The sequence below is a fragment of the Paracraurococcus ruber genome (genome assembly GCF_004353985.1).
Classification (GTDB): Bacteria; Pseudomonadota; Alphaproteobacteria; order Acetobacterales; family Acetobacteraceae; genus Paracraurococcus; species Paracraurococcus ruber.
Genome location: NZ_SMOA01000186.1, coordinates 1 through 11,566 on the forward strand (window position 1 = coordinate 1; position 11,566 = coordinate 11,566).

At 72.3% G+C, this 11,566-nt stretch carries 12 protein-coding genes and 1 riboswitch; of the genes, 4 read left to right on the forward strand and 8 right to left on the reverse strand.

The annotated features are described in order from the left end of the window. The coding region (locus E2C05_RS34285) for a hypothetical protein (protein WP_205082987.1) at positions 1-205 on the reverse strand (205 nt) is incomplete at its 3' end. On the opposite strand from E2C05_RS34285, the gene E2C05_RS23195 reads away from it, so the two are divergent. Continuing rightward, positions 204-1,133 carry a cation diffusion facilitator family transporter gene (locus tag E2C05_RS23195; protein ID WP_133222022.1) on the forward strand — a complete coding sequence of 310 codons (930 nt, stop codon included), beginning with the start codon at positions 204-206 and terminating at the stop codon, positions 1,131-1,133. The two genes, E2C05_RS34285 and E2C05_RS23195, sit on opposite strands and share 2 nt — an antisense overlap. Positions 1,134-1,370: 237 nt before the next feature. Continuing rightward, the gene (locus tag E2C05_RS23200) at positions 1,371-1,901 is read left to right on the forward strand and encodes a hypothetical protein (RefSeq protein ID WP_133222023.1); all 531 of its coding nucleotides are present in this window, start codon (positions 1,371-1,373) and stop codon (positions 1,899-1,901) included. Here the strand turns inward: E2C05_RS23200 and E2C05_RS23205 are convergent. Together E2C05_RS23205 and E2C05_RS23210 are read right to left on the reverse strand one after the other, a co-directional pair. Next, positions 1,859-2,647, reverse strand: a complete 789-nt coding sequence (locus E2C05_RS23205) for an HWE histidine kinase domain-containing protein (RefSeq protein ID WP_207191671.1) — start codon at positions 2,645-2,647, stop codon at positions 1,859-1,861. The two genes, E2C05_RS23200 and E2C05_RS23205, sit on opposite strands and share 43 nt — an antisense overlap. Further along, positions 2,542-2,907, reverse strand: coding sequence for a PAS domain-containing protein (locus E2C05_RS23210; protein ID WP_133222025.1), 366 nt, complete (start codon positions 2,905-2,907; stop codon positions 2,542-2,544). Before E2C05_RS23210 ends, E2C05_RS23205 begins: the two co-directional genes overlap by 106 nt. Positions 2,908-3,148: 241 nt before the next feature. Here E2C05_RS23210 and E2C05_RS23215 point away from each other — a divergent pair, with 241 nt between their 5' ends. Both E2C05_RS23215 and E2C05_RS23220 read left to right on the forward strand, forming a co-directional pair. Next, positions 3,149-4,327, forward strand: coding sequence for a GAF domain-containing sensor histidine kinase (locus E2C05_RS23215; RefSeq protein WP_133222026.1), 1,179 nt, complete (start codon positions 3,149-3,151; stop codon positions 4,325-4,327). A 208-nt stretch (positions 4,328-4,535) separates the two neighbouring features. After that, positions 4,536-4,724 carry a hypothetical protein gene (locus E2C05_RS23220; protein WP_133222027.1) on the forward strand — a complete coding sequence of 63 codons (189 nt, stop codon included), beginning with the start codon at positions 4,536-4,538 and terminating at the stop codon, positions 4,722-4,724. Between the two features lie 211 nt (positions 4,725-4,935). On the opposite strand, the gene E2C05_RS23225 is transcribed toward E2C05_RS23220, so the two are convergent. The 5 genes from E2C05_RS23225 to E2C05_RS33300 all read right to left on the reverse strand — a co-directional run. Beyond that, positions 4,936-6,981 (reverse strand): TonB-dependent receptor plug domain-containing protein, encoded by a 2,046-nt coding sequence (locus tag E2C05_RS23225; protein ID WP_158292318.1) that lies wholly within the window; start codon positions 6,979-6,981, stop codon positions 4,936-4,938. Positions 6,982-7,134: 153 nt separating this feature from the next. After that, a riboswitch (cobalamin riboswitch) is annotated at positions 7,135-7,403 on the reverse strand. Between the two features lie 280 nt (positions 7,404-7,683). Next, entirely contained in the window at positions 7,684-8,337 is a 654-nt protein-coding gene (locus tag E2C05_RS23230; protein WP_240046847.1) for an exopolysaccharide biosynthesis protein, read from the reverse strand. A 194-nt stretch (positions 8,338-8,531) separates the two neighbouring features. Continuing rightward, positions 8,532-9,335 carry an enoyl-CoA hydratase gene (locus E2C05_RS23235; RefSeq protein WP_133222029.1) on the reverse strand — a complete coding sequence of 268 codons (804 nt, stop codon included), beginning with the start codon at positions 9,333-9,335 and terminating at the stop codon, positions 8,532-8,534. Beyond that, the gene (locus tag E2C05_RS23240; protein WP_240046849.1) at positions 9,332-10,549 is read right to left on the reverse strand and encodes a CaiB/BaiF CoA transferase family protein; all 1,218 of its coding nucleotides are present in this window, start codon (positions 10,547-10,549) and stop codon (positions 9,332-9,334) included. Before E2C05_RS23240 ends, E2C05_RS23235 begins: the two co-directional genes overlap by 4 nt. 182 nt (positions 10,550-10,731) lie before the next feature. Beyond that, positions 10,732-11,566, reverse strand: an 835-nt coding sequence (locus E2C05_RS33300; RefSeq protein WP_456306519.1) for a hypothetical protein, incomplete at its 5' end; no start/stop codon positions are given.

The window sequence follows — 11,566 nt, forward strand, 5'->3', positions numbered from 1 at the left end:
GGGGCGCGTGGCGGCGCGGCGCCACGCCGCCCCGCGGCCAGGGGGCATGATCGGATCGCGGCGCGGCGGGACCGACGCGCCGCGCGCATCCGCCCCGGGAGGCCGCCGCTTGCGCGCCCGCATAAGTGCACGCGCCGCACCGGCGGCGTTGCAGCCATTCCGCCGCCCGGCCGTTCAGGCGCGGCGGCAGCAGGAACGGCAGCATGGCGCAGGGTGGATCGCGGCGGGTCATCCTGGCTGCGCTGGCAGGCAACCTGGCGATCGCGGCGACGAAATTCGCCGCCGCCCTCTACACCGGCTCCTCGGCCATGCTGAGCGAGGCGATCCATTCCACGGTGGATACCGGCAACCAGGGCCTGCTGCTGCTCGGCCTGCGGCGGGCGGCGCGGCCGCCCGGGCCGCAGCACCCCTTCGGCCATGGCATGGAGCTGTATTTCTGGGCCTTCGTCGTGGCGCTGCTGATCTTCGCCCTCGGCGGCGCCGTCTCCATCCTCGAGGGCTGGCGCAAGGTGGTGGCGCCGCATCCGGTCGAGAGCGCCTGGATCAATTTCGCCGTGCTCGGCGCCGCGGTACTGTTCGAAGGCCTGTCCTTCCGCGTCGCGCTGCGCGAATTCCGCCGGGTGCATCCGGACGAGCCCTTCTGGTCGGCGATCCGCGGCAGCAAGGATCCCGGCGTCTTCGCCGTGCTGCTCGAGGATGCGGCGGCGCTGGCCGGGCTGCTGCTGGCGCTGGCCGGGCTCGGCCTGGCGGAATGGCTGGACCTGCCGATGCTGGACGGCGTCGCCTCCATCGCCATCGGGCTGCTGCTGGTGCTGACCGCCGGCTTCCTGGCGAACGAGACGCGCAGCCTGCTGACCGGGGAGGCGGCGTCGCCGCGGCTGCTGGCGGCGGTGCGGGCGGCGCTGCTGGCCGACCCGCGCGTCGCCACGGTGGAGGAGGTGCTGAGCATGCATCTCGGCCCGCGCGAGGTACTGCTGGCGGTGACGATCGATTTCCGCGACGACCTGCCGGGCGGCGGGGTGGAGCGGGCGGCGGCCGAGCTGACACGGCAGGTCGAGCAGGCGCATCCCGAGGTGACGCGGCTGTTCCTGCGGCCGCGGCGCCCGCCGGCCTTGGACGCTGCGCGCGAATAGATCGCCTTCGAAGCCGCGCGCGGCGGGCCGCGGCAGCACCGGCACCGCGCCGGCGCGGTCCTCGGTGGTGGCCGGTTCCGCCTCGCGATCGGGCAGCGATCCCTGCCCGGCGCCGAGGGCGAAGGGCTGCACGGCCTCGACCGGCCTGCCGGCACCGATGCCGCGCACCCAGGCGGTCGGGGCTGACCGCGGGGAGCGGCTGCCGGCCACCACCGCCGCGGGCAGTCCCGCCTCGCCATGGGCGAGCCGCCGATCGAGCGCGAGGCGCTGGCCCAGCCGGCGCCGCAGCCCCTGGCGGGTCCGGCGCGCGAAGCGGCCGTGCAGGATGGTGAAGGGCAGGCCCGGGAGCCAGCCGGCGACGCGCCACCGCAGGCCGCCGAAGGTCAGCGTCCGGATCGGCGTGATCAGGCGTTGCCGCAGGGTCGGGTCCGGCTTGCGGCCATGGCGATGCACGCCGATCCGCTCGCCGTCCATGGCCTCCGGTTCCGCCGCGACAGCGAAGCCGGACACCGCGGTGTCGGCCGGGGCGTTCCGGCCGTCGCCGCGGCTGGGATTGGGAACACGGCGAGCCGCAGGCGACGACAGGCCGACGCTGCCGCGCAGGCGGGTGCGAGACAGCGGCCCGACAGGGTGAGGCTCGGCCGGCGCACCGCCCTGCCGGGCGAAGCCGACCCGGAAGACCCGGCTCTTCCCGCCCTCTGCGGCTCCGGCCGGCCTCGAAGCGCTCAGACGCGCACCGCGTTCAAGGGCAGGAGGATCTGGCACTGAAAACCGGCGCGTTCGAACGCCAGCCGCGTCTCGGCCCGCAATTCATGGGCCAGTCCATGCTCGACGAAGCGGAAGCCGAAGCCGCGGCGCCTAGGCATCTCCGGCACCGGCGGCCCATCCCTCTCGGTCCAACGCAGGCAGAGGCGGTCGAGCGGCGCACCGGGCTCGACATGCCATTGCAGCCGGACATGGCCACTGGCAACCGACAGCGCGCCGTGCTTCGCGGCGTTCGCGGCCAGTTCGGCCAGCGCCATGCCGAGCGCGACCGCCGCACCGGGGCGGAGCGAGACCTCCGGTCCGGTTACCAGGAGCCGCGACCCGTCGCCACCGGCATGCGGCGCGACCTGAGTGGCCGCCAGTTCGGCCAGGGAGGCTCCGGCCCAATGATGCCGCGCCAGCAGCCGGTGCACCCGGGCAAGGGCGCGGAGGCGCTCCTGGAACGCCGCCTTGAACTCAACGGCCGTCTCCGCCCTGCGCGCGGTTTGCGCCGCGACGGACTGGACCGCGGCGAGCGTGTTGTTCACCCGGTGGTTCACCTCCGCCGCCAGCCGCAGCCTTTGCCGCTCCGTGCGTCGCGTCTCCGTGACGTCGCGCTGCGCCGCGATCCAGCGGCTGATCCCGGCACCCGTCAGCACCGGGGTCATGAGCCACTCCACCAGGTACTCCGTCCCGTCCTTGCGGTAGTTGAGGGTTTCTCCCCGGAAGGGCCGGCCCGCCATGAGCGCCGCCCGGATCTCGTCGAGCACCGCACGGTCGGTGCCCGGCCCTGCAGCATGCGCGGCGTCCGGCCGATGACTTCCGCCGCAGCATACCCCGTCATCCGCGTGAAGGCGGGGTTGACGTATTCGATGCGCGGACCGGGAGGATCATGCCCAGCATCGGTGACGATGATGGTCTCGCCGATGGCCTCGAGCACCGTCCGCAGGAGAGCAAGCTCGGCTGTCGGGTCGTCAGGCGGCGCGGGATGCGCATCGGTGCCGCCATCTCCTCCTGCTGGGTGGGTCATTCGGGTCCGGTTGGGTTGCCGCCATGGCCAAGCCTGGGTGGCACTGACGCAGACCCAACCCCGAAGGACCGCAATAGTTTAGGGCCGGATTGCAAGTTTGCCTTTTGGTTTCAATAATCGATGGTTGAGCCGACCGGATGTCGCGCCGCGCCAAGCCAAACCGGCAGGCCAGCCGGTGCGACCTCTGTCATCGGAAGCGCATCGCTCTTATTCTTCGGTGGATGGAACAACGGCCTCAGGCATGACCAGGGACTTCAGCCAGGACGTCGCTGCGGTAGGGGACATCAAGGCCGTCCCGACGATGCTCGACATCGTATGCCGCGCCACTGGCATGCGCTTCGCCGCCGTCGCGCGGGTCACGGAGGACCGCTGGATTGCCTGCAGCGTCCGCGATGACATTGCCTTCGGCCTCACGCCGGGCGGGGAGCTTCAGGTCGAGACCACGTTCTGCCACAAGATACGGCAGAGCGGGCAGGCCATCGTCATCGACAACGTCGCCCAGGATGCGACTTACTGCCGCCACCACACGCCATCGATCTATGGCCTGCAAAGCTACATCTCGGTGCCCATCCGCCGCGCTGACGGGTCGTTCTTCGGCACGCTCTGTGCCATCGACCCCGAGCCGCACCGGCTGAACACGCCCGAGACCATCCGCATGTTCGAGTTGTTCGCGGATATCATCGGCTATCACCTTACGGCCATCGATCGCCTGAGCGCGTCGGAGGAGACCCTGCTGGACGAGCGAAAGGTGGCTGCCCTGCGCGAGCAGTTCATCGCCGTGCTCGGCCATGACCTGCGCAACCCGCTGGCGGCGATCGACAGCGGCACCCGGCTTCTTCTCAAGACGCCGCTGAATGACAAGGCTACCTCCCTCGTCGGCATGATCCGCAGCAGCGTGGGCCGCATGGCCGGCCTCATCGACGACGTGATGGATTTTGCCCGCGGCCGGCTGGGCGGCGGCCTGTCATTGAACCGAAAGCATGACGAGCCGCTGGAGACGATACTCCGGCAGGTGGTTGCGGAGTTGCAGGTCAGCGCGCCGAACCGGACCATCGAGACCGAGTTCGACCTGCCGGCATCCGTCCACTGCGACGGACGTCGGATTGCGCAATTGGTCTCCAACCTCCTCGGCAACGCCCTGACGCACGGAGCGGCCGACCGGCCCGTGCGGGTCCGTGCCGTCGTGGCGGGCGCCGAACTCGAGCTTTCCGTCGCCAATGCTGGCGACCCCATCCCCCCGGCCGTGCTGGAGGGCATATTCCAGCCCTTCGCCCGCGGCACGCATCGTCCCGATCTGGGCGGCCTCGGGCTCGGTCTCTACATCGCCCATCAGATCGCCCAGGCCCATGGCGGCCGGATCGATGTCACGTCCACCGCGGCGGAAACGCGCTTCACCTTCCGCATGCCGCTGAGTACCTGACGTCAACCGCCTGGGGCGAGGCTCGGTCGGCACTCCCGGCGTATCGCGGCCAGCCCGAAGGCGCCGGCCTATCCGGCATGCAGGCCCCTTTAACCCCGCCTTCACATCTTGCCGGTATGTGAAGGCCCGCCGACCGCGCCGCAGCGCCGGTGCGGCCTGCGGAAAGACTGCGCATCCCGGCCCCGCGTCACAGCCCGATGAGCGCAGCATGAGCATTTCCGCCCTGTCCGGTTCCGCCGCCCCCGCGCCCTACCAGCCGCCTGCCGCGGCCGCCCAGGCGGCGGCCGCCAACAACGGCATCCGGCAGGACGACCCTGCCGAGGAGGCGCGGGAGAAGCAGGCCCCGCCGCCGAAGCCCACCACCGGCAAGGGAAGGCTGGTCGACATCTCCGCCTGACGGCGTCGCGCCGATCAGGCGCGCGGGAGAACCGCGCCGATCAGGCGCGCGGGAGAACCGCGCCGATCAGGCGCGCGGGAGAACCGTGCCGATCAGGTGCGCGGGAGAACCACGCCGATCAGGCGCGCGCGGGAGCCGCGCGGGAAACGCGCGCCGTGCCCGCGCGCGCGAGAAGCGCGACGGACCGGCGCGCGGGGTCAGCGCGCGGCGCCTACAGCGCGAAGCGCGTGCCGACCAGCACGCTGCGGCCCGGCGTGACGAAGCCGTTCACCGGCTCCCACCGGCTGTTGCCGAGGTTGCGCGCCTCGAGGAACAGCGCCGCCTGCTCCAGCGCCTGCCAGCTGGCCGTCAGGTTCACCACCGTCCCCGCCGGCGTGTTGCGCGGCGCGGCATTGGCGGTGCCGTCATTGGCATAGCTGGCGAAGGCGCCTTCCGGGCTGCGGCCGGTGAACAGCACCGTCGGCGCCACCACCACCTTCGGCAGCGGCTGCAGCCGGGCGGTGATGGTGACGACGTGTTCCGGCCGCCGCGGCAGGCGACGGTCGGTCTGGTCGTCGAAGGCCTCGGTGATGGTCCAGGCCGCCGTCGTCTCCAGCCAGGTCGCCGGCCGCAGCGTCAGGCCCAGCTCGGCGCCATGGATCCGGGCGCGGGCGATGTTGTCGTAGGTGAAGGTGCCGTCGGCGCGGGCGACATTGATGATCTGGTCGCGCACCCGGCTCTGGAAGAAGGTCCAGCTCGCGGTCAGCAGCCGCGGCCGGCCGAGCAGGGCGATGTCGGTGTCGCTGCCGATCTCCCAGCCGAAGCTGCGTTCCGGCTTCAGGTCCGGGTTGCCGGTGGAGGTGACGAAGCCGTCGAAGGCGCCGATCCCGAAGCGCTCGAACAGCGAGGGCGCGCGGAAGGCGGTGCCGAGCGCGACCCGCAGCCGCGAGTTGACCTCCGGCAGCGCCAGCGCGGCGCCGAGCTTCCAGGTGGTCGCGCCCTCCACCCCTGTCACTGAATCGTGGCGCAGCCCGGCCGAGAGGTCGAGCCGGTCCAGCAGCCGGTATTGCAGGCTGCCCCAGCCGGCGGTGGTGTGCTGGCTGGCGCGCAGGGTGCTGGCGAAGTCGCCGAAGTCGGAGGGGAAGACCTGCGTCGAGCGCGCCTCCTCCACCGCATGGGTGACGCCGAAGCCGAGCGCGCCGTCGGTGAGCGCGCCGAGCGAGGGCAGGCGCAGCGTGTTGCCCCAGTCGAGCCCGGTGCGGGTGCCGCGGAAGCGGCTGTCCTCCCGCGTGCCGAAGGGGTCGAACTGGTCGGGGAAATTGGTGTAGCGCCGCCGCTGCTCGGTGCTGAAGACGCGCAGGCCGGTGGTCAGCGCGCCGTCCAGCAGCCGCGTCTCGCCGCGGATCTGCCCGGCCCAGCGGCGGTCCTGGCCGCTGTAGTTCGGGTCGTCCTGCGGGACGTTGTCGAGGCCGAAGCGGTTCTCCCGCCAGCGCAGCGTGCCCTCGACCCGGGTGCCCGGCAGCGGGTTCCAGCCCAGCCGGGCGGTGCTGGTGGCGGTGCGGAAGCCGTCGCGCTCGGGGATGTTCGCCTGGAAGCGCGGCGCGAGCGCGTTGAAGCCTCGCGTCGATTGCGAGAAGCCGGAGACCAGGTAGTCGAAGGCGCCGACCGTGCCGGTCGCGCCCAGGCCGCCGCGCAGCGTGTCCTGCGTGCCGCCGGCGATCTCGCCATAGGGTGCCACGGCGCGGTTCGGGTCGGCCCGGCGGGTGATGAGGTTCACCACGCCGCCGATCGCCGAGGAGCCGTAGAGCGAGGAGAGCGGGCCGCGCACCACCTCGATCCGCTCCACGTCGAACAGGATGTCCTGGCCGAAGTCGAAGCCGCCGGTCGGCGCCGCGACGTCGTTGGCCGGCACGCCGTCGATCAGCACCAGGACGTTGGCGCTGCCGGTGCCGCGCAGGAAGGCGCTGGTGATCTGGCCCGGGCCGCCCTGCGGCGCGATCCGCAGGCCGGGCACGGCGGTCAGCGCCTCCGCCAGGGTCTGGTAGCCGCGTTCCTCGATGTCGCGGCGGGTGATGATGGTGGCGGCGGCCGGCACGCGTTCCTGCGGCGTCGCGATGCGCGTCGCGGTCACGATGGTGTCGGGCAGCGCGGATTGGGCTGGCGACGCCTGGGACGGCGTGGCCGGGGCGGCTGGCGCCTGGGCGGCGATGGGCTGGGCAAGCGCGGGCATGGACAGGGCGGCAAGGCCGCCTGCCAGGGCCAGGGTGGTGCGTCGCATGGTCTTTCCCCTGCGGCGTTGACGGACCAGCCCCGGCCGGCGCCCTGAAAGGACCCCGGCCGGGACGACTTGCGTCGTTCCCGCAGACGGAAGGGACCCGCGACGGCGCGTCCCCATGCGTTCCGGTGCGCCGGTGCACCCCGCCCGGCACGCGCGAGACAACTTGCCCCGGCCGGTCTCCTGGCTCGCGGTGGGGAGGTCCCGGACGGGAACCCCCAGGGCCCTGCCGCCTTCTCGCACCTGGCGGTGCAATGGCGTCTGGCAGGGCCTCACCGCCTACAGTTGCGGGGGCAGCCGCGGCCTGGCCGGGGTGGTCCGGGCCCGCGATCCGCCGGGGCCTGGGCCCCGGGATCGCGGGCCTGGCCCGGCCTCGCGCGTTCCCGTTTCAGCCCTTGCGGGCCACCGGTGCATGGCGGCGTGTCTAGCAGGCTTGCCGCGCCGCGGGCAGGGGGGGCAGCGGTGCTGCGCCTGATCCGCCAGGGTCTGGTGCTGCGAATTCCGGCGTGCCACCCGCGGTCGCGCGGCACGCGCCGGACAACCGCTCTGGCGTGCATCGCGCTCGCAGGACATCGACAGGCGGCCGGGCCAGGGCCGCGGCCGGACGGGCCCGTGGGCCCTACGGCGCCGCCGGCAGGGGGTTGTCAGGCTGGCGGTCGGTCATGCATGCGGCGCCGCGCCGGCGGCCGGCCGCCGCGCCCGGCCTCAGAAGACGTAGCCGAGCGCCTTGATGCCGAGCCAGCAGACGATCAGCAGCACCACGGTGGCGAAGGCGCAGCCGGCGACGGTCAGGCCGACGCCCCAGGCGGTGACCCGGTTGTCGTGCTCCACCAGGCCCAGCGCCATGATGATGTTGCCGAAGGCCGGCGGCCCGTTGGTGCCCGGCCCCGGCAGGATCAGCATGATCGCCACATAGGCGGTCAGCCAGCCGAACAGCTTGTCCCCGGCCGGGGAGGTGAAGAAGCCCGGCCGCGGCTTCACGTAGCGCTCCACCTTGCGCAGCCAGGTGGAGGAGGCGCCGGCGAGGCGCAGCAGGTCGTCCCGCTTGATGCTCTGCCGGGCGATGAAGCCCGGCAGCTTCGGCACCCGCCGGCCGAGGCCCATCTGGATGCCGAGGATGAGCACCGGCAGGCCGAAGACCGAGGCCATGCCGGGCAGCAGCGAGGGCAGCAGCAGCAGCAGGATCAGCAGGCCGAAGGCACGGTCGCCGAAGGCTTCCGCCATGTCGCCGAGCGAGATGCGTTCCCCCGGGAAGCGGGCCGCCACCTCGGCGACGATGCGCGAGATGGGCGCCCCCGCCGAATGATCCGCAGAAGCGGGATCGGCGGGCGTCATCGCCGCCTCGATATTGCCGTCCATTCCCGCCGCCGAACCCTTCGTCCCTGTACCGTTGTCGAAACTATCTGTGCCGAAGCCCGTCCCCTGCCGATCCGCCCTTCTTTACGGGGGCGTCACGGCGGCGCGCATCCTAGGCGGAACGCGCCGCGCATGCATCGGGAATCTATGGGTTCCCGCACATGGGGCGCCGGCCGTGGCGGATCAACGGCCGGGCGTCAGCGGCCGGCAAAGGCCGGCTTGCGCTTCTCCATGAAGGCGCGGCGGCCTTCCTTGTAGTCCTCGCTGTCGAAGCAGGCGGCCATGGCGATGCGGATCTTCTCCATGTCCCGGTCGGCCCGGTCGGCGCAGACCGCCTTCACCGTCTGCTTGTTGGTCCGCAGGGACAGCGGGGCATTGCCGGCGAGCGTCGCGGTCAGCTTCGCCACCGTCGCGTCCAGGTCCCCGGCCGGGACCACCCGGTTCACCAGGCCCATCCGCTCCGCCTCGCGCGCATCGAAGCGCTCGCCGGTCATCAGGATCATGTGCGCATGCGCCGGCCCCACCAGGTCCACCAGCGCGCGGACCATGTCGAAGCCATAGGCGATGGACAGCTTGGCCGCCGGGATGCCGAACTGGCTGTCCTCGGAGGCGATCCGGATGTCGGTGGACATGGCGATGCCGAGCCCGCCGCCCATGCAGAAGCCGCGGATCTGCGCGATCACCGGCTTCTCGTAGGTGGACAGCTTCAGGCGGCCGGCGCTGGTCAGCCGGTCGTATTCCTTCTGCGCGTCGGCGTTGTTGCGCACCTTCTCGAACTGCGAGATGTCGGCGCCGCTGACGAAGGCCTTGTCGCCGGCGCCCTGCAGGACGACGCAGCGCACCGCGTCGTCGGCGGCGAAGCGGTCGAGCGCCTGGCCCATCCCCTCCCACATGTTCACCGACATGGCGTTGCGCTTTTCCGGCTGGTTGAACACCACCCGGCCGACGCCGTCCTGGATGCTGGCGAGGATCTTTCCTTCGGCGAACTCGAACTCGCTCATGCCCCGCCCAGCGCTCCCTTTGCTTTCAGGTCGGCGATCTCGTCCTGGCTGAGACCGGCTTCCGACAGGATGTCCTCGTTGTGCTCGCCCAGGCGCGGCATGTCCCGGTAGAAGCCGGTGTCCGTGCCTTCGAGGTTCACCGGCTGCGCCACCACCTGGATGTCGCCGCGGGTGCGGTGCCGCATCGGCATCGCCATCTCCAGGTGCTGGACCTGCGGGTCCTCGAACACCTCCCGGATGTTGTTCACGGGACCGCAGGGGATGCCGACCTCCTCCATGAGGTTGACCCAGTACTCGGAGGATTTGGTTTTCGTGACCTCGGCGATCACGGCGTTCAGCCGCTGCCGGTCGGCGCCGCGCCCCTTCGGCGTCTTCCAGGCCTCCACCTCCAGCCATTCGGGATGGCCGGCGGCCTTGGCGAAGATGTCCCAGAGCTTGGGGGAGGAGGCGGCGATGTTGATCGGCTTGTCGGCGGTGGGGAAGACGCCCATCGGGATGTTCACCGGATGGTCGTTGCCGGCCTGGCCCGGAACCTCCCCGTCCATCAGCCAGCGGGTCGCCTGGAAATCCAGCATGAAGACCTGGGCCTCGAGCAGGGAGGTGTGGACATAGCCGCCCACCCCCGTCCTCTCCCGGTCGTACAGCTTCATCATGATGCCCATGGCCAGCAGGTTGCCGGCCGTGAGGTCGTTGATCGGGATGCCGACGCGCATCGGGCCGCGCCCGGGCTCCCCGGTGATGGTCATCAGCCCGCCCATGCCCTGGGCGATCTGGTCCACGCCGCCGCGGGTGGAGTAGGGGCCGGTCTGCCCGAAGCCGGAGATGGAGGCATAGATCAGCCGCGGGTTGATCCCCTTCAGGTCGTCATAGGCGATCTTCAGGCGGTGCTTCACCTGCATCCGCATGTTCTCGACCAGGATGTCTGCGGTCGCGGCCAGCTTCAGGAAGGCGGCGTGCCCGGCCGGGTTCTTCAGGTCGATGCAGAGGCCGCGCTTGTTGCGGTGCAGGTTGATCTGGTCGAAGCCGTCCCGCGCGCCGCCGAGGCCGTTGTCGGGCCCGGGCGGCTCCACCCGGATCACGTCCGCGCCCCAATCCGCCAGGTGCCGCACGCAGGTGGGGCCGGCACGGGCCAGCGTCAGGTCCAGCACGCGCAGCCCGGCGAGCGGCAGCCGGGTCTCGGTCATCAGCTTCGGGTCGATCGGGCTCTCGGGCATCGGTTCCTCCCCGGGTCGGGCGCGAGACTAGGACCCACCCGACAGGGTGGCCAGCCCCCGGGAGGGGACCTCGCCCCCGCCCGGATCCGTGCCGCGGCGGGGTCCCCATGGTGCCGCGCGGCGGCGGCAGGGGGTGTCCCGGAAGGCCGCAGGCCTCGCGGGAACCGGCGGCTCGGCGCGCGTCAGGCGGCGCCCAGGGCGGCCACCGGGCGCCGGGCCGAAGCCCGCAGGCGCAGGCCAACCAGCGCGATGGCGACCAGCGGCAGCAGCCAGATCACCCGCGCCTGGAACCGGCCATAGGGAGAGGCCAGCACGCCGCAGACCACGCCATTCACCACCAGCCCCGCCAGCACCACCCAGGCGAGGGTCGCGAGGCCCGCCCAGGCCGGGTCGCGCCCCGCCGGGCCGGGCCGCGCCAGCGCCAGGCCGGTCACCGCCAGCGCCAGCGCCGTGGACAGGTAGCTCAGCGCGGCCTGTGCCGACGCGATCCAGGGGTGGGTCTGCAGCAGCGTGAAGGGCGCCGCCTCGGCCAGCGAAGCCGGGAAGTAGTGGGCGAAGAAGTCCAGCCGCTTCGGCGTGTAGATCACGTCGGGCGTGGCGAAGGTCACCACCTGCTCCAGCCCGTCCCGCAGCAGCCCCGTCGCCGTCCCCCAGGGGTCATGCGCCAGCGCGGCGAGCGCGAAGCGCGTCTGCTCGGCCGAGATCAGCCGCTTGGTCGCCGCATCGGCGGCGCCGAAGACGCCGCGCGCCGGGTCGCTGTCGAACAGGAAGGACACCCAGTCCACCGGCAACCGGTCCAGATAGGCGCAGAGCGCGAAGGGCGCCGGCGCCGCGCCGCACTCCGCCCGCAGCAGGTCGAGCCCCGGCCCCATCTCGATCAGGTGGCCCGCCAGATGCGGCAGCCGCAGCGGCGCCTGGCCGAGGGCGAGCGTCACCGCCTGGCCGAAGGCGACCTCGCCCGCCACGCCCGCCGCGACGCAGGCGGCGAGGCCGAGCAGCGGCGCCCGCCGCGGCGCC